The sequence below is a fragment of the Flavobacterium sp. GL_143 genome (assembly GCF_057834355.1).
Genome location: NZ_CM174401.1, coordinates 3,259,058 through 3,282,232 on the forward strand (window position 1 = coordinate 3,259,058; position 23,175 = coordinate 3,282,232).

Sequence of the window (23,175 nt, forward strand, 5' to 3'; positions counted from 1 at the left end):
ATCAATTAAAATAAATGTCTTTTTTTATTTTATTGATTTTTTTTACTATCCGAAAACTTATTAACGAAAACGTTTGAATTTAACATATTTTATTAACTTATTATAAATATAGCCCGAATAGTGGTGAATGTTTGCTAATTTTACACTTTAATACTTAAATAATGCCAAAAACAATAAAAAAAGTTGGTGTTCTTACATCAGGAGGAGATTCACCAGGAATGAATGCAGCCATTCGATCAGTAGTTCGAACTTGTGCTTATCATAACATCGAATGTATCGGAATTTATAGAGGATATCAAGGAATGATTGAAGGTGACTTCAAAGAAATGGGACCTCGAAGTGTAAATAATATTGTGAATAAAGGAGGGACGATTTTAAAATCGGCTCGTTCATTAGAATTTAAAACTCCAGAAGGAAGAAAAAAAGCTCATGAGAATCTTGTAAAAGCAGGAATCGATGCTTTGGTTGTAATAGGAGGAGATGGTAGCTTTACCGGAGGCCTATTATTTAACTCTGAATATAATTTCCCAGTAATGGGAATCCCAGGAACTATTGATAATGATATTTTTGGTACGAGTCATACTTTAGGGTACGATACGGCACTAAATACTGTTGTAGATTGTATTGACAAAATACGTGATACTGCGAGTTCTCATAACCGTCTGTTTTTTGTAGAGGTAATGGGTAGAGATGCGGGTCATATTGCTCTAAATGCAGGAATCGGAGCTGGAGCAGAAGAAATTCTTATTCCAGAAGAAGATTTAGGTTTAGATAGATTATTAGAATCACTTCAAAAAAGTAAAGCATCTGGAAAATCATCAAGTATTGTTGTTATTGCCGAAGGAGATAAAATCGGTAAAAACGTATTTGAACTAAAAGATTATGTAGAGGCTAACTTACCTGAATACGATGTTAGAGTTTCTGTTTTAGGACACATGCAACGTGGAGGTTCCCCTTCTTGTTTTGATCGTGTTCTTGCAAGTAGATTAGGTGTAAAAGCTGTAGAATCTTTACTTGAAGGAAAATCAAATTATATGGTTGGTTTACAAAATGACAAAGTTACTTTAACGCCTTTGGAACAAGCAATTAAAGGTAAATCTGAAATAGATAGAGAATTGCTACGCGTTTCTGAGATCATGTCAACATAAAAATATAGAATAAAAAAATTGAAGTTTATTGTGAGGAAATTAGACTTTGAAAATAAGTAGAATAACAAAAAATAAATAAAAATTTAGTAAAATGTCAAAAGTAAAATTAGGAATAAACGGATTTGGAAGAATTGGAAGAATTGTTTTCAGAGAATCTTTCAATAGAGATAATGTAGAGGTTGTAGCAATCAATGATTTATTAGATGTTGATCACTTAGCTTATTTATTAAAATATGATTCAGTACACGGTCGTTTTGACGGAACTGTAGAAGTAAAAGAAGGAAAACTTTTTGTAAACGGAAGAAACATCCGTATCACTGCAGAAAGAAACCCTGCTGACTTAAAATGGAATGAAGTTGATGTTGATGTAGTTGCTGAATGTACTGGTATTTTCACAACTATCGAAACTGCAAATGAGCACATTAAAGGTGGTGCTAAAAAAGTAATTATTTCTGCTCCATCTGCAGATGCTCCAATGTTTGTAATGGGAGTAAATCATGAAACTGCAAAAGCTTCTGATTTAGTAGTTTCTAACGCATCTTGTACTACAAACTGTTTAGCTCCTTTAGCTAAAGTAATTCACGATAATTTCGAAATTGTTGAAGCTTTAATGACAACTGTTCACGCAACAACTTCAACTCAAATGACTGCTGATGGTCCTTCTAGAAAAGACTGGAGAGGTGGACGTGCTGCTAGCATAAACATCATCCCTTCTTCTACTGGAGCTGCTAAAGCTGTTGGAAAAGTAATTCCATCTTTAAATGGAAAATTAACTGGAATGTCTTTCCGTGTTCCTACTGCTGACGTTTCTGTAGTAGATTTAACTGTAAAAGTAGCTAAAGAAACTTCTTATGAAGAAATTATGGCTGTTTTAAAGAAAGCTTCTGAAACTACAATGAAAGGTATTTTAGGATATACTGAAGACTTAGTTGTATCTCAAGATTTTATTTCTGATAAAAGAACTTCGATCATTGATGCTAATGCAGGAATTGGTTTAAATTCAACTTTCTTCAAGATTGTATCTTGGTATGATAATGAGTACGGATACTCTAGCAAATTAATTGATTTATCTGTGCATATCGCAGGTCTTAAATAATTTTATATACATTTCAAAATCCCGTTATTGAATAGATAGCGGGATTTTTATTATTTTGTTTGACTCTCCAATAATGTAAATAATTACACTTAATATTGTAAGATGAAAAACTAAACCGAAAACTAAATAAAATAAAATGAAATTAATAGTTGATAGTGGATCTACTAAAGCAGATTGGATAGCAATTGATGATAATGGCAAGATATTATTCACAACACAAACCTTAGGATTAAATCCTGAAATTCTTAATGGAGATGAAATCGTAACCCGATTAAATGATCGTTTTGATATTTTACAGAATAAAAATACAGCTACACATTTGTTCTTTTATGGAGCAGGTTGTGGTACAGATAGAATGAAAATCGCTCTATCGCAAATTTTTCAGGAATATTTCGTTAATGCAATCGTAGATGTTCATGAAGATACGTATGCAGCAGTATATGCTACTACCCCAAGAGGAGAGAAAGCAATTGTTAGTATTTTAGGAACAGGATCTAATTGTAGTTATTTTGATGGAAAAGAATTATTCCAAAAAGTACAATCATTAGGATACATTGCAATGGACGATTGTAGTGGTAATGTTTTTGGAAAAGAATTAATTAGAAAATATTACTTTAATAAAATGCCTCAGGATTTAGCAGTTGAATTTGCAAAAGAATACAACATGGATCCAGATTTTATTAAAAATAAATTATATAAAGAGCCAAATCCAAATGCTTATTTGGCAACTTTTGCAAAGTTCTTAATCAAACATAAAGATTCAGAATTTTGTAGAAAAATCATCTTTAAAGGGATGAAATCATTTGTTAAGAATTACATCAAACAATTTGATAATTGTAAAGAAGTTCCAGTTCATTTTGTGGGTTCTATTGCTTATTATTTGAAAGATGAGTTACAAGAAACTTTTGATAAATATGAATTGCAATTAGGTAATGTTTTGAGACGTCCAATCGATGGACTTATCGCATATCATATTTCTAATAAATAAGATACATGAAAAGTATGGAGATTGCTATTATTGCTCACGATGGAAAGAAAGCAGATATGGTTCAGTTTTTGAATAAAAATAAAACGCTCTTACTTCAGGAAAACATTAAACTTATCGCTACCGGAACTACAGGAAGCAAGGCTATAAACGCTGGCTTTAAAGCTCGAAGAATGCTTTCTGGTCCTATGGGAGGTGATGCTCAAATTGCTGCAAGAGTAGCAGAGGGTAAAACGTAAATGGTTTTCTTTTTTAAAGATCCACTTGCAAGCCATGCTCATGAGGTCGATATTAATATGTTAATCCGTGTTTGCGATGTACATAATGTACCATTGGCAACTAATGAAGCATCTGCACAGTTATTATTAAATGCCATCGCTTTGCAATTATAAATATCAAGATATTAAAAATATATAAAAACCGTTTCAATTATTTGAAACGGTTTTTTTGTTTCTTGTTTTGTATAATCGATTGGTATTTATTGATTTAGACTTTTAGTCGTCTTTTTTTGCGTAAATTTGATACTAAATCTAGTGTTAATTCATGAAAAAATATATAGTAATCGCGATTATTGCTCATGATAAGAAGAAAGCAGACATGGTTCAGTTTTTAGATAAAAATAGAATCGTTTTGCAGGACGAAAGAATGAAGCTTATAGCAACAGGAATATTAGGAAGGAATGTTGAGAATTCAGGCTTTAAAGTAGTTAAAATGCTTCCTGGACCTATGGGAGGTAATGCTCAAATTGCTGCAAAAGTAGCTGAGGGTAAAATCCAGATAGTTTTCTTTTTTAAAGATCCACTAGCGAGTCATGCCCATGAGGTCGATATTAATATGCTTGTGCGGGTGTGTGATGTACATAATGTGCCGTTGGCTACAAATGAAGCCTCGGCACAATTACTACTTAATGCTATCGTATTGCAATTATAGAAATTTCTACATTTACATTTTTAGGTAAGCAAGCTACTTGAACTGTTTCGCGCGCAGGTGCTGTTTTTTCGTCAAAATAAGCTCCGTATACGCCGTTTATTGCAGCGAAATTATTCATGTCCATAATAAAAATGGTTGCTTTTACTATGTGTTCAAATGTCATATCAGCAGCTTTTAAAATTGCAGCTATGTTTTCCATTACTTGTTTTGTCTCATCAAGAATGTTATCTGTTACTAATTCTCCAGTTTGAGGATTAATAGCAATTTGACCAGAAGCATAAAGAGTATCGTTTTTTAAAACAGCTTGGCTATATGGTCCAATTGGAGCTGGTGCATTTTCGGTAAAAATGATTTTTTTCATGATTATCTCAATTTAAATTAAATGTATTTTTGTTCGTAACAAGATAATATTATCTGTTATTAGTACTTCTTTTATTCCATTTGATATCACTAAGAACACCTGATTTTATTCCGATAAAGAAATTCCAGTTAGAATTTGTACCTAGTGGAGTCCAGTTAAAATCCATTCTCCAGCTTAATAAATCTCTTTCAAAACGAAGTTGGGTAAAAGTAACTCCTTTTTGTACAAAATCATATCCTGTAGATATACCACCTTTCCATTTAGGAGTAATATCCATATTAGCAGAAATCATTATAGAGTTTCCGATAATTTTATTTTCTCTGGCAGTATTTCCATAAGTTAAGGAATAAGCAAGTGTCATATCCCAAGGAAGTTTTGCATTAAAGAATTCAGTTATTGCATTATCATCTTCTTCAGATCCATCAAACTGACTTTTACGTTGATCATTTAAGTCGGTATTTGTTCCAAACAAGTCATCCTCACGACCGCCATTTCTTTCACTTTGCTTGTTCTCATCCTTCTTCTTTTTATCCTTGTCTTTATTTGAGATAGAATAGTTTAAAGTCATATTGGCGCTCGTCATTCGGAATAAACTTCCTCCGTTGTCAATATTGAATTTATTTATTTGTCTCCCGGAATTGTCAATTGCATATGGGTTTAAAGTAGCTCCAAAATTGACATTCATTTTGTCTTGAAAAAGTTGTGTTCCTCCACTAACTCTAACAGGTTGCCATGCAAATGAGTTTATACCATCAGCATTAAAATTATAACTCGTAGAGAAGTTTAAATTGTTAAGCAGCATTATTTTTTTAGGCTCTGTTTTTGTGCTGTCTCTGTCTGTAACTTTAGCTTCAAAAGTATTGCTTAAATCAAATCCTATAATATTAGAATTAGCATTACCCGGAGCACCAAAAATACCACCCTCAAAACGGCTATATTCTTTAGTTATAGTTCCAGTAGCATCAGTAGCATAAGTATCATAATATTTCTCAAAACTTGGGGTGTATCCGTAAGAAACAGACGGACGCATTACGTGGCGTATCGATTTTATCTTTTTGTCCTCGCCAAAATTAAAAGTACCGTATATTGTTGTACCAAGACTAGAACTAAAAGAGTAGGTTCTATAGGCATCAAAACCATTTACAACATTTTCCACTACTTTACTTTGGTCAGTATCGTAATGTTTTTCGACAGTTTTTGTTTGCCATACTTCCTGATAATTGGCAGTTGTACTGGCACTAAAATATTTAAATATTTTAAAGTTGGTACTAATAGGAATGCTGTGCTTAGCTCCAATTTTTGCATTATCAAACATTTGAGGTTTAAAAAATAGAGAATCGGTTGTTACGATACTATTTTTTCCGCTCAGGTTATATTGAAAGTTAATGTTTTTGATAAAACCTTTTTTAACTCCATTTTTACCAACAAATGGATATATTCTGTCTATACTTGCTTCTAGTGTTGGTAACGTCATATTAATAACTTCCGTTTGCGTGTTTTGCGAGTGCGTGGCAGTTATCGATGTACGTATTTGTGGTAACGTATTAAAGTTTTTGCTGTAAGAAACAGATGAACTTAAAGTATTGTTTAAGCTAGACCCAATGTTTGCCTGATTGATAGATTGTTTAAAGTATTTACTACTACCCATATTCACCGAAGCAGAGAAACTTGAATTAGGACTTGCTTTTGTGTCCTTAGAGTGTGACCATTGAATGTTGTAGATGTTTTGTTTAGAGTAATCTGGATATCCTCTTTCGCTGGATATCAGGTTTTCAAAACGAACATTAATATTACCTCTATATTTATATCTTTTTGCATATGCCGACTCAAATCGCATGGCATAACTTCCGTTAGTGTAATAATCTCCCAGAACAGTTAAGTCGTAATTATCGCTTAAAGCAAAATAATAACCTCCATTTTGTAATGAGAATCCTCGAGTATTAGAGTCATTATAACTTGGTAGGATTAAACCCGAAACACTTTTTTCGTTTGTCATCGGAAAATAGGCAAATGGTAAGGCGATAGGAGTAGGTACATCGGCAATTACCATATTGGTTAAACCAGTAATTACTTTTTTTCCAGGAATAAATTTAACTTTATTGGTCTGGAAATAGTATTCAGGATTATCTACATCTTTTGCAGTAGTAAATCGAGCTCCTTTTAAGAAATAAACAGAGTCGTTTTCTTTTTTCGTGATACCAGCTTTTATTCTAAATTCACCTTGTTCAGATCTCGAATTCCAAATTAAAGCTTTTTGGGTTTTAAAGTTAAACCGTATAGAATCGGGTTCTACAGCACTTGCGCCTTGTTTAAAATTTGGATATTGAGTATAAACTCCAGCAGAATCTTTTAATCGACCTGCATAAACTTCATTCTTTTCATAATCCAAAACAATGATACCCGATTTTAGTTCGACATCTTGATAATATAATTCAGCTTCATTATATAAGGTGATAAGTTTACGCTTTTGATCAATCTTTGCGTAATCTTTGGCTTTGTATTTTACTTTGCCATCCAAAAAAGCTTTTTTGGGTTTTATACTATCTACCTTTATGGTATCAATAGTTGCAGTTTTGATGCTATCTGGCTGTTTATTAGCGCTTGCAGCTTTCTTTTTTTTGTTTGTTTCTTGAGAATATAGATTACCGCATCCTAGCGTTAGGAAAAATGATAATAAAACGATATTAAATAAGTTTGTATGCAAAGGTTTAAATACTATTTTTGTAAAAATATGGCTTGTTTTTTGACATGTCAAACTTACATATAATTTTTTGTCAAAAATAATCAATTGAAAAAATTATAACAGTTGTGTTTTATTAAAATTAACTTTTAAATTTATGAATATATTTAGCAAAATTAGGGTAATATTTAGTTTATTTCTAACTATAATATCGATTTCTGCTTATAGTCAGTCTAATGTGTTTAAAGTAACACTGGATGCGGGTCACGGAGATCATGACTTTGGAGCGGTTTATAGCGGAAGAATTGAAAAAAATATTGCTTTGGCTATAGTTTTAAAAGTAGGTAAATTACTAGAGTCTTATCCGAATGTTGATGTTATTTATACTCGTAAGACGGATGTTTTTATAGATTTGGTCGAAAGAGCCAATATTGCTAATAGAGCAAATTCTAATATTTTTGTGTCTATACATTGTAATGCAAATAAAAATACTGCTGCATTTGGTACAGAAACCTATGTTATGGGTATGAATAAAATTGCTTCGAATCTTGAAGCGGCAAAAAAAGAGAACTCTGTTATTACCTTAGAGAAAGATTACAAACGTAAATACGAAGGTTTTGATCCTAATTCGCCAGAATCTATGATCGGAATGACTTTAATGCAAGAAGAATATTTAGATTATAGTATTGCATTAGCAAGTAAAATAGAAGAAGGTTTTGATATTCTCGGGAAAAAATTACGTCATGGAGGAGTAAAACAAGCTCCTTTTATGGTACTTCATAAAGCATATATGCCAAGAGTTTTGGTAGAAACAGGTTTTATTTCTAATCCTACAGAAGGAGATATTTTAAATTCTGATGCTGGACAAAATGAATATGCAAAAGCAATTGCTGATGCTATTATCAGTTATAAAAAAGAATATTTCGGTACTGGTTCTGCCGATGTTGTTGATGAAAAACCATCTACTAAGATGATAGAAAATGCAGTTAAAGATTCTACACCTGTAAGAAATGTAAATACTGCACCAGCTCAAAAAAATACAGTAAAACCTAATTTAACAGGTTCTATATATAAGGTACAACTTTTGGCTAGTATAAAAAAGACTCCATTGGCGCCATCTAACTTTAAGGGACTATCTGGAGTTTCTGTAGTATATGAGAATAATGTTTATAAATACACTTACCAGCAAACAGCGGATTATAATCAAGCAAAAAAATATTTGCAAGAAGCAAAAGATAAGGGGTTTGACTCTGCTTTTTTGATTGCATTTAAAAATGGAGAAAAAATTAGTATCCAAGACTCGCTTAAATAATAATTACAAGTTCAATATTTTTATATTAAATTTGTACAAACACTTACAATTTTGAAACTAACAAGAGAAATTAAAACGGCTATTTTAGTCATCGCATCAATTTTATTATTTATTTGGGGGTACAGCTTTCTAAAAGGCAAAGACCTCTTTACAAACTACAAAACATTTTATGTTGAATATGACAATGTGGAAGGATTAGCTACATCTGCACCTGTTACTCTAAATGGTTTAGCAATTGGAAAAATCAACGGTATAAAAATTAACGAAGCTACTGGAAAATTATTAGTGGAATTACAGTTAAAAACTGATTTTCCAATCTCTAAATCTAGTACTGCATCTATATATGAGCCTGGATTTATTGGAGGAAAACAAATTTCAATCATTCCGAACTTTAATGATAAAGAGCCAGCAGAAGACGGGCAAATGTTAAAAGGAACTACTAAACTTGGTTTAACAGCAGGTTTGGCAGATAAATTAGCTCCGGTTCAGGATAAAGTAGAGAAGATGTTAGTTAATATAGATAAACTAGTTTCTGGATTAAACAATATTCTTGATCAAAAAGGGCAAGAAGATTTAAAAAAGACTTTGGCAGAATTAAGCGAAACTATGGCTCAATTTCATAAAGCTTCAGCTAGTGTAAATTCAATCTTAGATAATAACAAAAACCAAATTCAAGGTATTGTAACTGACTTTAATAAAGTTTCTGGGAATTTTTCTAAAATATCAGATTCATTAAATAAAGCAGATCTAGGAAAAACGGTTAGAAATTTAAACCAAACATTGGCTAAAGTTGATGGTATAATGAATGGATTAAATTCAGGTAAAGGTACAATGGGTAAATTACTAAAAGACGAAGCGCTTTATAATAACCTACAAGCAACATCTAAAGAATTAGAGTTGTTGTTACAAGATGTACGTTTGTCGCCAACACGTTATGTAAATGTTTCTCTTTTTGGTAAGAAAAATAAACCATACGTAGCACCAGTAAACGATTCGATTTCTAAAAAATAAGCTTAAGATATGAGTTATTTAGATAATATTTTATTTGCCATTCTTCTTATAATTGGTTTTGGTTTTTTTGCGTCTAGCGTAAAAAAAATCATCCGAAACATAAAGCTTGGAGTAGATGTAGACCGTAAAGACAATCCAAAGGCACGTTGGACAAACATGGCTATGATTGCCCTTGGTCAGTCTAAAATGGTAAAAAGACCAATAGCAGGAGTATTGCATATTGTTGTTTATGTTGGTTTTATAATTATAAATATTGAATTACTCGAAATCATTATTGATGGTTTATTTGGTACGCACAGAGTATTTGCGCCATATTTAGGACCAGTATATGATGTATTGATTGCTTCTTTTGAAATATTAGCATTGTTAGTTTTGGTTGCAGTATCAGTTTTCTGGATAAGAAGAAATATTGTTCGACTAAAGCGATTTATTAATCCAGATTTAAACGGATTTCCTAAAAATGATGCAAATTACATCTTGTATTTTGAGGTTGTATTGATGGTATTGTTTTTATTGATGAATGCTTCTGATTTTCATTTGCAAAATGTTCCTGGAGGAGTTTTTCATAAAGCAGGAAGTTTTCCTGTGAGTCAGTTTGTAGCACCAATGTTTAACGGATTGTCAAACGAATTGGTTGTATTGTTGTTTGAAGTATTTTGGTGGTTGCATATTATAGGTATCTTAATTTTTATGAACTACTTGTACTTCTCTAAACATTTACATATTTTATTGGCTTTCCCAAATACGTATTTTGCTAATTTGAAACCTGAAGGACAATTTGATAATTTAGAATCGGTTACAAAAGAGGTTAAATTAATGATGGATCCTAACGCTGATCCATTTGCAGCGGCACCTCCGGCAGATGAAAATGCTGCACCAGCTAAATTTGGAGCAAGTGATGTTCAGGATTTAAACTGGGTTCAGTTATTAAATGCTTATACGTGTACAGAATGTGGTCGTTGTACTTCATCTTGTCCTGCAAATCAAACAGGAAAAAAATTGTCTCCTCGTAAAATTATGATGGATACAAGAGATAGATTAGAAGAAGTAGGAAAAAATATAGATGCTAATAAAGGAGTTTTTGTTCCAGATAATAAGTCTTTATTAAATGATTATATCACTCCAGAAGAATTATGGGCTTGTACATCTTGTAATGCATGTGTAGAAGAGTGTCCTGTAAATATTAGTCCGTTATCTATTATTATGGATATGCGTCGTTACCTGGTTATGGAGCAAAGTGCTGCACCAATGCCTTTAAACGCAATGATGACAAATATTGAAAATAATGGAGCACCATGGCAGTACAATCAGCAAGATAGATTGAACTGGAAAAACGAAAATTAAAAAAGTTTAATTGGTTAATCGGTAATTCGTTTAATTAATAGAATAAAATAATTTTTCGGTTTTTAGTGAAAGTTTGATGGTAGATTTGTTTTATAACGATTACCCACTTAACGATTAACCGATTAAACAAAAAAAGAACATGTCAGAAAGTTTAGTTGTGCCAACAATGGCAGAAATGCTAGCCCAAGGAAAACAACCAGAAGTTTTATTCTGGGTAGGTTGTGCAGGAAGTTTTGATGATAGAGCAAAAAAAATCACAAAAGCATTTGTGCGAATATTAAATCGTGCAGATGTTTCTTTTGCGGTTCTTGGTACAGAAGAAAGCTGTACTGGAGATCCTGCAAAACGTGCTGGAAATGAGTTTTTGTTTCAGATGCAAGCTATGATGAATATCGAAGTTCTGAATGCTTATGAAGCAAAAAAAATAGTTACCGCTTGTCCGCATTGTTTCAATACAATAAAAAATGAGTATCCTGAACTTGGTGGAAAATATGAAGTTGTACACCATACAGAATTCTTAAAATCATTGCTGGATGATGGTAGATTAACCATTGAAGGCGGACAGTTTAAAGGAAAACGTATTACGTTTCATGATCCATGTTATTTAGGACGAGCTAATAAAATATACGAAGCACCAAGAGAATTAATTGAGAAACTTGATATCGAGTTGGTCGAAATGAAACGCTCTAAAGCAAACGGATTATGTTGTGGAGCTGGTGGAGCGCAAATGTTTAAAGATGCAGAGCCAGGAAACAAAGAAGTTAACGTATTACGTACTGAAGATGCTTTGGAAGTAAAACCAGATATTATTGCTGCTGCTTGTCCGTTTTGTAACACAATGCTAACGGATGGTATTAAAAATAAAGAAAAAGAAGCTGAAACCAAAGTAATGGACATTGCCGAGTTAATCGCTAATGCACAGGATTTGTAGTTTAGGAAAGGTTCAAAGTTTAAAAAAAGGTTCAAAGTTGCAAAGGTTCTGAAGTTCTAAGGTTTTGAACTTTAAACATGAAACTTTAAACTGTTTAAAATCTAAAATAAAAAAAAATGTATATTCCTTTTGAAAATTTACCCGGAGAATCAAAGATTTGGATTTATCAATCCAATAGAAAGTTCTCGGACGAAGAATTTTCTGAAATCGAAACTGCTTTACAAGGTTTCCTTGAATCTTGGGCAGCACACGGAACTAGTTTAGAATCATCATACTTGCTTAAATACAACCGATTTATAATTATTGCTGTAGATCAAGATGTACAAGCTGCAACAGGATGTTCTATCGATTCATCGGTAGAGTTTATCCAAAGTCTTGAGAAAAAATACAATGTAGACTTGCTAGATAAGATGAATGTTACTTTTAAATTAGGAGAACATATTGCTCACAAGCCATTGATTGATTTTAAGAAAATGGTGAAGGACAAAGCAGTTACTGAAAATACTATCGTTTTTAATAATTTGGTAAACAATATTGAAGAGTTTAATGAATCTTGGGAAGTTCCAGCAGCAGATAGCTGGCATAGTAGATTCTTTTAAATCTTTATTATAGATAAATTACAAAAGGCATAAAATTTAGATTTTGTGCCTTTTTTTTGAGATAAAATGAAACTAGACTTTCTTTATCTGTAATAATTAGACTTTATAAATAAATTTAGTGTATTCATAAAATTGACTTAATTATAAATGAAAAATCAAGGCTTAGATTATCGTTGGATGAAATATAAAAATGGTAGACCATATTTTGCAATAGTTAATTTAAGTATTGAAAAAGATGAGATTAAAAATCAAATTATAGAAAATTACTCTGGAATTGGATATAGTAATCATTCAATAGATGTGGGGCGTGAAGGAATGGAAACTTGGAAGAAAGGATTAATAGCAGGTTTGGAGTTTGCTCTTTCTTGTAGTTCAGAGTTCTGGAAAATTACTATAAATGCAGTAGTTGGTAAACCAGTTACAGATACAAACCCTACGATTATTGGGTATACGGGTATTTTGGCTTTTTTAGAAACAACAGAAATTATAATTGATAAACAGGTACTGCAGCAATTAGAAGACTTCGTTTACGGTAGTTGGGAGTTTAATAGTGCTGAAAAAATACCGAATTTTAATAATCGAATTTTTGAATAATCTTTGTCAAAGTTCAAAATTTTGACAAAGGTCGTTGTCTAGCAGAGATTCTTCCTGTGTCAGGAGGATAAGTTTGCGGTTACGATGTGGTTAGTTTATGTAGCAACGTTGTCTTTGTTCTTTTGCAACTCTGTGAGATAGACGTACTGCTGAGAGCCTCTATGGAAAACCTTTGTCCCTTTGAACCTTAGTATCTCAGAACCTCAGAACCTTTTTTTGAAAAATCTAACATTCTAAAATTTCAATTCAATACTAATTTTAAGTACTTTCGTAAGACTAAAATTAATACATGAAAATAGCAATAGTTTGTTATCCTACTTTTGGTGGGAGCGGGGTTGTAGCAACAGAGCTCGGTCTTGAATTAGCAAGACGTGGTCACGAAATTCACTTTATAACTTATAGTCAGCCTGTTCGGTTGGCACTTTTGAATCCTAATGTACACTATCACGAAGTAAATGTTCCTGAATATCCTTTGTTTCATTACCAGCCGTATGAGTTGGCTTTGTCAAGCAAATTGGTAGATATGGTAAAGTTGTATAAGATTGAGTTGCTTCATGTACATTATGCAATTCCTCATGCGTATGCAGGCTATATGGCCAAGCAAATGCTTAAAAATGAAGGAATTCATATCCCGATGATTACAACGCTTCACGGAACGGATATTACCTTGGTTGGGAATCATCCGTTTTATAAACCTGCAGTAACTTTTAGTATTAACAAATCAGATTATGTGACTTCGGTTTCTCAGAGTTTGAAAGATGATACATTAAAATTATTCAATATTAAGAATAAGATAAAGGTGATTCCTAATTTTATCGAACTGGATAAGGTTAAAAAAGATCCTGACGCTCCTTGTCATCGTTATGTTATGGCAAAGGAAAACGAACGTATTATTACACACATTAGTAATTTTAGAAAAGTAAAACGTATTCCGGATATTATCAAGATTTTTTATAATATCCAAAAAGAGATTCCTGCAAAATTAATGATGGTAGGTGATGGGCCTGAAAAGGAGAAAGCCGAGATTTTATGCCAGGAATTAGGGATTTATGATAAAGTAATCTTTTTTGGGAATAGTAACGAAATAGATAAAATCTTGTGTTTTACGGATTTATTTTTATTACCGTCTGAAACAGAGAGTTTTGGTTTGGCTGCGCTTGAAGCAATGTCTTGTAGTGTTCCTGTAATTTCTAGTAACTCGGGCGGTTTGCCTGAGGTAAACTTTGATGGTTATTCGGGATATTTAAGCGATGTAGGTAATGTTGAAGAAATGGCTGTGAATGCACTTAAGATTCTTAAGGATGATGCGACTTTAAATGTGTTTAAAGCGAATGCTCTGGAGGTTGCAAAGAAATTTGATATTAAGAATATTTTGCCAAAGTATGAAGCATTATATCAAAAAGCGATTAATGATTATAAAGATCACAAAGGAGTACAGTAAAATATTAATTTAAAAAGTTAACAATGAAAAAAATACTAGTCTTATTTGTTTCGGTTCTTGTAATTTCTTGTGGGGCAACAAAATCTGGAGATAAAAATACTGCTTTGTATGAAGTTTTGACTCAGCAAAGTGATGGTGGTGGAAATATTCATTTTTTTGAAATATTGAGCGAACCTAATGAAATCAAGATGTTGACCAGTGATGAGAGCTTAAAAGGAAAAATAAAAGAAGACGATATAAAAAAGTCAAATTATATTGTCCTGAATATGGGAGAGAAAAATACTGGAGGTTATTCTATAGGAGTTGAAAAAGTAGAAGAAACAGATAAAAATATTATTATAACTGTTAAAGAAACTGCTCCTGCACCCGATAGTATGGTAATGCAAGTGATTACTTATCCTTATGCTGTGGTAAAAATAAATTCGAAAAAAGAAATTATCATTAAATAAAAAAAATCCTGTCATTAAGTAGAGGGCACTGAAAAACATCCCTTATTTTGATTGGGATTGTTTTTAGACAATGAAAAAACGCTTATAACAGGATTTAAAAATATCCGTTGTAAGCGTTTTTCGTTTTATATCTGTTTTTTATTTGCAGCTATATGAATCGATTTTTGATTTATAGGGGGCATTTTGTGTAGGCATACTTATTTTATAAATTTCTTACATTAATTTCAGTATTCTTTTTAAGTTGACTGTAAAAATAGCCATTGCTCCTTGCATTTGCATATTGGCAATGCCGTACGATATTGCTCTATCATAGCCATGTACGTTTTTTAACTCACTATTTTTAGCCTCTATTTTGTATCGATGTTTTGCTTTTTCTTTGAAATAATCCGTTTCTTGAAAGGCGATTTGTTCTTGGTGTAAGTCTGATTTTATCCTTACACAGTAGGTTTTTGTTTTTGCCCCTTTATAACACCCCTGTTTTAAAGAACAAGATTTGCATTTTTCGACATCGAAATAGTAGGTATATGTTTGATTTTTCCCAACATTTTTTTTGCCCTGTCTAGCTTTTCGTATAGCCATATGTCCTGCAGGACAAACCATTCTATCGGCATCTTTATTATATTGAAATTTATCTTCCTCTTTTCTTGTCCCATTTGCTACTGAAACATTTAACTTAGCTACAACTCTAATATTTTTCCCGTTTGCTCGCTTGAGATTTTCTGTTCCTGAATAAGCTCCATCACCAATAATGGTATTTACATCAATTCCGTTTTGCTGACTAATCTCTAAGAGTTTTGGTAACTCTGGACCATCTGCTTTCTCTCCTGAGGTAACTACAGCCGCTGTGATGATTCGCTCTTCGGTCATCGCTAAATGAGTCTTGTATCCAAAGAAAGAGCTATCTGCGGATTTATGACCTGTTTTAGCATCTATATCTTTTGATAAGATAAAATTTTCCTGAGTATCTTCTATAGTTTCTTTAAGCAGATTTAGCTTTTCTTTTACAGCAGGTATAGAACTCAAAGATTCTTCTTTTTCTATGCGCTGCTCCAGTTCTTTACAATAGGCTAATTCTTTTTCCAATTCATTGGTATTGTTCTTCTCGGGCATATGCTCTTTGAATTGGTCATCAAATAAATATACTGTTCTTCGTAGAAGTTTAGAGCGCTCTCTTAATACATCAATTGCTGCAAATGGATTTGATCTTGATAAAGTGTGTGTAGCATCAACTATAATAGACCTGGATCTGATGATTCCCTTTTCGACGGCTATAGATACTGTTTTACCAATGAGTAGATTTAATAAGTCCGTATCCTTCAGGCGAAGTTTACGAAATTTCGTTAAAGAACTTGGATTAATAACACTCTCCTCTGGTGTCATTTCTAAGAAATACTTAAAAGACATATCAAAACGTGAACGTTCTACTACATCAACATCCGAGACATCATAAATTGTTTTTAGAAGTAAATACTTAAACATACGCACTGGGCTTTCTGCTGTGCGACCATTAGTGATGCAATATTTATTTAGCAACTCATCGTAGATGAATGAGAAGTCTATGAGTTCGTTGATTTTTCTAAGGAGATTATCCTGAGGAACAATTAAATCATATAATGAGGAATAGGGACTAAACTGAATTTGTTGCTGTTGAATTAACATCTAAAAAGCCTTATGATTACACTCAAAAGATACAAAAAAAAGGAGCAGAAACTTTTAGCTTCTACTCCTTTTAATTAACAATTTATTCGTGAAAAGGACTTTTTCAGTGCCCTCTTAAGTATGACAGGATTTTTTATAAATACATTTATTAAAATTGAAATTTGATTCCTAATCCGATATCAAATCCAAAATTATCATCATCGTAATATCCAGAACCAATTTCTGGTCTTGCATCTAGTGAAAGTAAAATTGGCACTTCTTTAAATCCGTACTCGATACCTATATCTCCAGCTGCAAATACGAAAGTTCCACTGTCACTATAGCCATGGTAATCATGATCCCAGCTGCCAATACCACCACCGACACCTGCGTACCAGTTAAAACCTTGGTCTATGTTCCATACCCATTGGTATAGTCCTACTAATTTAAAAGCATCTACATCGTTGCTATTTCTCCAACCTAAATCGGCTTCAATTCTATTATTTTTAGATAATGCCCTCTGGTAAGAAATCTCTCCTCCAAATCCGTGGTTATCCCCTAAACGCAATCCAAGCGCATTTTTAGAAATGTCTTGTGCTTGTGCTGTAAATGCTAATCCTAGCAACATGATAGCTGACAAAATTATTTTTTTCATAAGTAAGTATTTATTCAGACAAAGTTATTGTATAAACAAAATGTTAAAATTATAGAAATTATATTAAATGTTTCATAATTCACATTTTTGCTTTGCTGAATCATACTTGATGCAAATCAGGATAAAATTATTTAGGGATAAAGCGTGAGGTCATTAATTGGCTACTTAAACTATCTTCCATTTCAAAAAGGTTTTCTTCTTCAGAGAAATTCATTTGAGAATAATGAAATAATTTCCATCGCTTTTTATGGTATTCTAATGCGGTTAAATTTTCTATCCAATCTCCGGAATTTAGATAAAGTGTTGATCCGTTTTTGTTTTCTTTTCTTTCAATTTTTGGTTCATGAATGTGTCCACAAATTACGTAATCGTATTTCTTTTCGATGGCTAAATCTGTTGCTGTTGTTTCAAAATCGGATATATGTTTAACTGCTTTTTTTACGCTGGCTTTAATTTTTTTAGAAAAAGAATAAGGTTCTCTGTCAATCTTAGATAAGCACCAGTTTATGAATCGATTGGTTAAAATTAGATAATCATAACCTATTCCGCCTAGTTTTGCAATCCATTTAGAGTGTTGTACAGAGGCATCAAATACGTCTCCGTGAAAAATCCAGGCTTTTTTATCATCTAATTCTAAGATTAATTTATCGACTAAGGCAAAACTTCCCATAGTCATTTCGCTGAATTTTCTTAGGATTTCATCGTGATTACCTGTTACATAATACACTTTAGTTCCTTTGGAAGCAAAGCCGATAATTTTCTGAATTACCTTTAAATGGGATTTTGGAAAGTAAGATCTCCTAAATTGCCATGCATCAATTATGTCGCCATTTAATACTAAAATTTTTGGTTTAATGCTTGATAGGTAGTTGCTTAGTTCTTTGGCATGGCTTCCGTAAGTTCCTAAATGAACATCTGATATTACTACAACTTCAACATTTCTTTTTTTCAATTGGTTTTGATTTGGTGTTTAACAAATTTAAAGAATCTGCTGCCGATTTGTTTTTAATAAATAGTTATCAATTGTTCTTCAATTTTAAGAAATCGTGATGATAATGCAAATTAACCTTTAGATAATAATACCAATTTAAAATTTTTTAATTTAATTCATAAAACTTACATTTGCTCAAAACTAATTACAATGGCGGGAAATAGCTACGGAACACTATTTAAAATTACAACATTTGGAGAATCGCATGGGGAAGCTTTAGGCGGAATTATTGATGGTTGTCCATCAGGAATAACATTAGATCTAGAAGCAATACAGTTTGAGATGTCAAGAAGAAAACCTGGACAATCTGCAATAGTAACCCAACGGAAGGAACCAGATGATGTACAATTTTTATCTGGAGTTTTTGAAGGAAAAACCACTGGTACTCCAATTGGTTTTATTATTCCGAATACAAATCAAAAATCAGACGATTATTCTCATATAAAAGATAATTACAGACCTAGTCATGCTGACTATGTTTATGATAAAAAATACGGTTTTCGTGATTATCGTGGAGGAGGTCGTAGCTCTGCCCGCGAAACTGCCAGTAGAGTTGTTGCTGGAGCTATTGCGAAACAAATGTTACCTACTATTAAAATCAATGCCTACGTTTCGTCTGTAGGACCAATTCATTTAAATACTCCTTATCAGGAATTAGATTTTTCTAAAACAGAAAGTAATCCGGTGCGTTGTCCAGATGAAGCTGCTGCAGCGACTATGGAAGAATATATTAGAGATATAAGAAAACAAGGTGATACTGTAGGTGGGGTTGTGTCTTGCGTGATTCAAAACGTGCCTGTAGGTTTAGGTGAGCCTGTTTTTGATAAATTGCATGCCGAATTAGGAAAAGCAATGCTTTCTATCAATGCTGTAAAAGGTTTTGAATATGGAAGTGGTTTTTCGGGTTCTGAAATGAAAGGAAGCGAGCATAACGATTTATATAATCCTGACGGAACTACTAAGACAAATCTTTCGGGAGGAATCCAGGGTGGAATTAGTAACGGAATGGATATCTATTTTAGAGTTGCCTTTAAACCTGTTGCAACAATTATGCAAACACAGGATTCATTAGATAACAAAGGAAATATTACTCCTATGACTGGTAAAGGACGCCATGATCCATGTGTTGTTCCTCGTGCTGTACCGATTGTAGAGGCTATGGCTGCAATAGTTCTTGCAGATTTCCATTTGATAAATAAAACATATTAGAGAGATACGTAAGACAGGCGAGCGTCTTATATTTAATTAATAATACAAAAAACACTTGATGAACAATAATACAGAAATCAAAAAAACATCTTTTTTCAGAGGCTTAACTGGGCAAATTCTTATTGCAATGTTTCTTGGTGCAACACTGGGTATTATATTGCATAATTATATTTCGCATGATGCGGCAGTAGAGTTTAGTAATAAGATAAAGATGCTAGCTACTATCTTTATTCGTTTGGTTCAAATGATTATTTCACCTTTAGTATTTACCACTTTGGTAGTTGGTATTGCTAAATTGGGAGATATAAAAACAGTAGGTAGAATTGGAGGAAAAGCATTGGCTTGGTTTTTTACAGCCTCTTTTATATCATTATTGATTGGTTTGTTCTATATAAATATTTTGCAACCAGGAGTAGGTTTAAAATTAGACCACGTAGATATGTCGGCTGCAACTGAGGTTACAGGGAAAACGCAATCGTTGTCGTTTGAGAATTTTATTGCACATATTGTACCTAAGAGTATTTTTGAAGCAATGGCTACAAATGAGATTTTACAAATTGTAATATTCTCAATTTTCTTCGGATTAGCAGCAGCTTCATTAGGAACTAGTGTAAAACCGGTTATTAATGCGCTGGATAAAATGTCGCACATTGTTCTTAAAATGGTAAACTATGTAATGAACTTCGCTCCAATTGGGGTTTTCGGAGCCATTGCAGGTGTATTTGCTGTAAGAGATGCTGAAGAATTATTAATTACATATTTTAAATTTTTCGGTTCGTTTTTAATAGGGATTAGTACTTTATGGGTTGTTTTAATTATAGTAGGTTATATTTTCCTTAAAGGAAGAATGACTGAATTGTTAAGACGTATTATGGGACCTGTTGCTATTGCTTTTGGAACAACAAGTAGCGAGGCTGTGTTTCCTAAATTAACAGAAGAGTTAGAAGAATTTGGTGTAAAAGATAAAATTGTATCATTTATGTTGCCATTAGGTTATTCTTTTAATCTGGATGGTAGTATGATGTACATGACTTTTGCAAGTATTTTTATTGCACAGTTCTATGGTGTACATTTAGATATAGGAACTCAAATGGTAATGCTTTTGGTTTTAATGTTAACTAGTAAAGGTATTGCAGGTGTACCAAGAGCCAGTTTGGTTGTTGTTGCTGCAACCTGTGGTATGTTTGACATTCCTATTGAGGGTATTGCTATAATCTTGCCAATTGACCATTTTTGTGATATGTTCCGTAGTGCTACAAACGTATTAGGTAATGCACTTGCTACATCGGTAGTAGGAAAATGGGAAGCTGACAAAGAGATTAATTTTGATGCAGTAGATTCTAATAGTTAAGAGAGAAATTCTTAATAGTGAGATAGTTTAAAAAGAGTACTATTTGTAAGAGTAACTTGTATTCTTTTTTATTCAAAATATATTATAAGGAGTTGTATTTTATTTATAAAATACAACTCCTTTTTTGTTTTTAAATGTATATTTGATGAAATTATAGTTAATTTATGTTTAATATTCGGATTATTTTATCGCTATTTTTGATGATTTGTGTTGCGAAGCCTGTAATTGCTAAGACAGAGTTGCCAACAGAACAAGATATCACAAGAACAGCTGATAAGGCACTAAAATATCTAAAAGAATCTGATTTTGAAAAATCATTAATTGTTTCCAGAATAGTTTTACAACAAGCATTAATAGCTAAAAATAATAACCTAATAGCTGTTTCATACAATATCATTGCTGCAAATTATAACGAGTTTTCGGAATTTGACAAAGCAATATTCTACTATAAAAAGGCATTATCCTTTGCCAATAAAACTACCAATAACATCTTAAAAAACAGAATAAACAATAACTTAGGTAATATGTATTGTTTTGAAAAAAAGCAATATGAAAAAGGAATAGAGTATTATAAAAAATCCCTTGATTACAGTAAGAAAGAGAAAGATAGCTCACTTGTTTATTTGATTAGCTTAAATATTACCTGGGCGTATTTTGATATTGGTGAGTTTTCATTGGCCTTGCCTTATTTTAAATATATAAATGAACATCATAGCAATCATCTTAACGAATCTACAATTGTAGCGTTTAATTTGCTTAACGGAATGTATTATTCTCATATCGAAGATAAAGCTAAAGCTGCCGCATATTTTATTCGGGCAATTAAAGAGGGGCAAGCAGGGATGGAAAAATCTGATTTATTGTATTCATATCTCGAATACTCTAAGTTTTTGAATAAAATTGGGGATCATAAACAAGCTTACCAGAATATTATTAAGCACAATGCGGTTAAGGAGAATCTTTATAATGAGCGTAAATTAAAAAGTGCTGAAAAGGCTGGTTTTAATCTAGAATTGGATGAGTATAAAAGACAAATTGGTAAAATTGAAATTGAAAAAGGTGTTCAGTATCAGGATTTAAGGAAGTCCAGAATTATCGTTTTGTTATTTGTTTTAACCTCTTGTATTTTTCTTATTCTGATAGTTACATTATATAAAAATGTTGTTTTTAAAAAGAGAACTAATGCACAGTTATTGTTTACAAATGAGGAATTAATAAAAGCTAAAGAACAGGCTGAAGAGGCTTCGGTTCTTAAAACTCAATTTATATCTACCATAAGTCACGAATTACGAACGCCGCTTTATGGTGTTGTAGGGATAACCAATATGCTGCTGGAGGAACATAAAGAATTAGCCAGAAGCCCACATTTAAGTTCTTTAAAATTCTCGGCTAGATATTTATTATCTCTGGTTAATGATATTCTTCAAATTAATAAGATTGAAGAAAATAAAGTTGTTCTGGAAAGTTTGACTTTTAATATATCTGATGAGATTAATATGATTAAGAACTCATTGTCTTTTTTATCACAAAAAAACAATAATCATATTACTGTAATTATCGATTCGGATATTCCTGAGTATTTAATTGGTGATAAATTAAGGCTTGCTCAGATATTAATGAATTTGGTAAGTAATGCTTTAAAATTTACTAAAAAAGGAGAAGTATTTATTATTGCAAATCTAGTTAAAGTTGCAGGAAAGGCACATTTTATAGAGTTTCAGGTAAAAGATACCGGAATGGGAATTGCTGTTGTTGATCAGGATAAGATTTTCGAAAAATTTGTTCAGGTTGGTCGTAACGAACAAGATTATCAAGGAACTGGTTTAGGGTTGACTATTGTAAAACGATTATTAGGATTGTTTGGTAGTTCAATCTCGCTAGAAAGTAATGTTGGGGAAGGAACTACTTTTACATTTACTATTGCTTTTGAATATGATCCGGAGAAAACAAAAAGTATAATTAATGAAATTCAGGTTGATCTAACCTCTAATCAGGTGTTCAGGGTTTTGGTTGTTGAAGATAATCGAATAAACCAGCTTGTGACTAAAAAGATTATTGAGAAAAATAATTATAGCTGTACTGTTGTTGATGATGGGTTTGCAGCTTTGGAGATATTAGATACGGAATCTTTTGACGTTGTTTTAATGGATATTAATATGCCAATGATGAATGGATTCGAAACAACTAGAAAAATACGCTTAAAAGGCATAAAAACGCCTATTGTGGCATTAACTGCTTTTGATAAAGATGAAATTACCGATGAAGCTATCTCTGCAGGGATAAATGATATTATAATAAAGCCTTTTGAGTCTGTAAAATTATTCAAAATTATAAATTGCCTTATTGTAGAAACAGAAAACGTTGGCTATAGTGCCAACGTTTGAATCTGATTGCTTTTAAACACGAATTTCGCTAATTACTGATAATTATGAGTTCGGGTTTAACTTTGT

General features: G+C 32.2%; 20 protein-coding genes and 1 pseudogene. 16 read left to right on the plus strand and 5 right to left on the minus strand.

The window, feature by feature from the left end:
• The first annotated feature begins 161 nt into the window (after positions 1–161).
• The 5 genes and pseudogenes from pfkA (at position 162) to AC3IPI_RS14200 (ending at position 4,159) form a co-directional block, all read left to right on the plus strand.
• Positions 162–1,148: a 6-phosphofructokinase gene (pfkA, locus tag AC3IPI_RS14180; RefSeq protein WP_039112783.1), complete on the plus strand. Its 987-nt coding sequence runs from the start codon at positions 162–164 to the stop codon at positions 1,146–1,148.
• Positions 1,149–1,239: 91 nt separating this feature from the next.
• Positions 1,240–2,244: a type I glyceraldehyde-3-phosphate dehydrogenase gene (gene gap / locus AC3IPI_RS14185; RefSeq protein ID WP_039112782.1), complete on the plus strand. Its 1,005-nt coding sequence runs from the start codon at positions 1,240–1,242 to the stop codon at positions 2,242–2,244.
• A gap of 136 nt (positions 2,245–2,380) precedes the next feature.
• Positions 2,381–3,232, plus strand: a complete 852-nt coding sequence (locus AC3IPI_RS14190; RefSeq protein WP_039117402.1) for an N-acetylglucosamine kinase — start codon at positions 2,381–2,383, stop codon at positions 3,230–3,232.
• Positions 3,233–3,246: 14 nt separating this feature from the next.
• Positions 3,247–3,621, plus strand: a pseudogene (locus AC3IPI_RS14195) (methylglyoxal synthase).
• Positions 3,622–3,784: 163 nt separating this feature from the next.
• Entirely contained in the window at positions 3,785–4,159 is a 375-nt protein-coding gene (locus AC3IPI_RS14200; RefSeq protein WP_489159236.1) for a methylglyoxal synthase, read from the plus strand.
• On the opposite strand, the gene AC3IPI_RS14205 is transcribed toward AC3IPI_RS14200, so the two are convergent.
• Both AC3IPI_RS14205 and AC3IPI_RS14210 read right to left on the minus strand, forming a co-directional pair.
• A complete protein-coding gene (locus AC3IPI_RS14205) occupies positions 4,140–4,520 on the minus strand; it encodes a RidA family protein (protein ID WP_489153500.1) in 381 nt (126 codons plus the stop codon). The two genes, AC3IPI_RS14200 and AC3IPI_RS14205, sit on opposite strands and share 20 nt — an antisense overlap.
• 49 nt (positions 4,521–4,569) lie before the next feature.
• Positions 4,570–7,275 (minus strand): putative LPS assembly protein LptD, encoded by a 2,706-nt coding sequence (locus AC3IPI_RS14210; protein WP_489153502.1) that lies wholly within the window; start codon positions 7,273–7,275, stop codon positions 4,570–4,572.
• Between the two features lie 82 nt (positions 7,276–7,357).
• Between AC3IPI_RS14210 and AC3IPI_RS14215 the strand changes: the two genes are divergently transcribed.
• The 8 genes from AC3IPI_RS14215 to AC3IPI_RS14250 all read left to right on the plus strand — a co-directional run bounded on the left by AC3IPI_RS14215 (position 7,358) and on the right by AC3IPI_RS14250 (position 14,881).
• Positions 7,358–8,512, plus strand: a complete 1,155-nt coding sequence (locus tag AC3IPI_RS14215) for an N-acetylmuramoyl-L-alanine amidase family protein (RefSeq protein ID WP_039117401.1) — start codon at positions 7,358–7,360, stop codon at positions 8,510–8,512.
• Positions 8,513–8,563: 51 nt separating this feature from the next.
• Positions 8,564–9,523 (plus strand): MlaD family protein, encoded by a 960-nt coding sequence (locus AC3IPI_RS14220; RefSeq protein ID WP_489153505.1) that lies wholly within the window; start codon positions 8,564–8,566, stop codon positions 9,521–9,523.
• A 9-nt stretch (positions 9,524–9,532) separates the two neighbouring features.
• Complete coding sequence (locus AC3IPI_RS14225; RefSeq protein ID WP_086893913.1) at positions 9,533–10,867, plus strand: 4Fe-4S dicluster domain-containing protein; 1,335 nt, start codon at positions 9,533–9,535, stop codon at positions 10,865–10,867.
• Between the two features lie 139 nt (positions 10,868–11,006).
• On the plus strand, positions 11,007–11,798 hold the full coding sequence (locus tag AC3IPI_RS14230) for a (Fe-S)-binding protein (RefSeq protein WP_035620482.1): 792 nt from the start codon (positions 11,007–11,009) through the stop codon (positions 11,796–11,798).
• Between the two features lie 116 nt (positions 11,799–11,914).
• Positions 11,915–12,397 carry a hypothetical protein gene (locus AC3IPI_RS14235; RefSeq protein WP_039112776.1) on the plus strand — a complete coding sequence of 161 codons (483 nt, stop codon included), beginning with the start codon at positions 11,915–11,917 and terminating at the stop codon, positions 12,395–12,397.
• Between the two features lie 147 nt (positions 12,398–12,544).
• The gene (locus AC3IPI_RS14240; RefSeq protein WP_489153508.1) at positions 12,545–12,991 is read left to right on the plus strand and encodes a hypothetical protein; all 447 of its coding nucleotides are present in this window, start codon (positions 12,545–12,547) and stop codon (positions 12,989–12,991) included.
• Between the two features lie 289 nt (positions 12,992–13,280).
• Entirely contained in the window at positions 13,281–14,432 is a 1,152-nt protein-coding gene (bshA, locus tag AC3IPI_RS14245; RefSeq protein ID WP_039112774.1) for an N-acetyl-alpha-D-glucosaminyl L-malate synthase BshA, read from the plus strand.
• A 23-nt stretch (positions 14,433–14,455) separates the two neighbouring features.
• Positions 14,456–14,881 carry a protease complex subunit PrcB family protein gene (locus tag AC3IPI_RS14250; protein WP_489153510.1) on the plus strand — a complete coding sequence of 142 codons (426 nt, stop codon included), beginning with the start codon at positions 14,456–14,458 and terminating at the stop codon, positions 14,879–14,881.
• 213 nt (positions 14,882–15,094) lie between these two features.
• Here AC3IPI_RS14250 and AC3IPI_RS14255 read toward each other — a convergent pair whose 3' ends face one another.
• The 3 genes from AC3IPI_RS14255 to AC3IPI_RS14265 all read right to left on the minus strand — a co-directional run bounded on the left by AC3IPI_RS14255 (position 15,095) and on the right by AC3IPI_RS14265 (position 18,126).
• Positions 15,095–16,540, minus strand: coding sequence for an IS1182 family transposase (locus tag AC3IPI_RS14255; RefSeq protein ID WP_489153512.1), 1,446 nt, complete (start codon positions 16,538–16,540; stop codon positions 15,095–15,097).
• A 148-nt stretch (positions 16,541–16,688) separates the two neighbouring features.
• The gene (locus AC3IPI_RS14260) at positions 16,689–17,174 is read right to left on the minus strand and encodes a hypothetical protein (protein WP_039112772.1); all 486 of its coding nucleotides are present in this window, start codon (positions 17,172–17,174) and stop codon (positions 16,689–16,691) included.
• A gap of 127 nt (positions 17,175–17,301) precedes the next feature.
• Positions 17,302–18,126, minus strand: a complete 825-nt coding sequence (locus AC3IPI_RS14265; protein ID WP_039112771.1) for a UDP-2,3-diacylglucosamine diphosphatase — start codon at positions 18,124–18,126, stop codon at positions 17,302–17,304.
• Between the two features lie 189 nt (positions 18,127–18,315).
• On the opposite strand from AC3IPI_RS14265, the gene aroC reads away from it, so the two are divergent.
• The 3 genes from aroC to AC3IPI_RS14280 all read left to right on the plus strand — a co-directional run bounded on the left by aroC (position 18,316) and on the right by AC3IPI_RS14280 (position 23,109).
• A complete protein-coding gene (gene aroC, locus AC3IPI_RS14270; protein WP_039112770.1) occupies positions 18,316–19,374 on the plus strand; it encodes a chorismate synthase in 1,059 nt (352 codons plus the stop codon).
• Between the two features lie 58 nt (positions 19,375–19,432).
• Positions 19,433–20,725, plus strand: coding sequence for a dicarboxylate/amino acid:cation symporter (locus AC3IPI_RS14275; RefSeq protein ID WP_039117399.1), 1,293 nt, complete (start codon positions 19,433–19,435; stop codon positions 20,723–20,725).
• A 200-nt stretch (positions 20,726–20,925) separates the two neighbouring features.
• A complete protein-coding gene (locus tag AC3IPI_RS14280; protein ID WP_489153516.1) occupies positions 20,926–23,109 on the plus strand; it encodes a response regulator in 2,184 nt (727 codons plus the stop codon).
• The last annotated feature ends 66 nt before the right edge of the window (positions 23,110–23,175 follow it).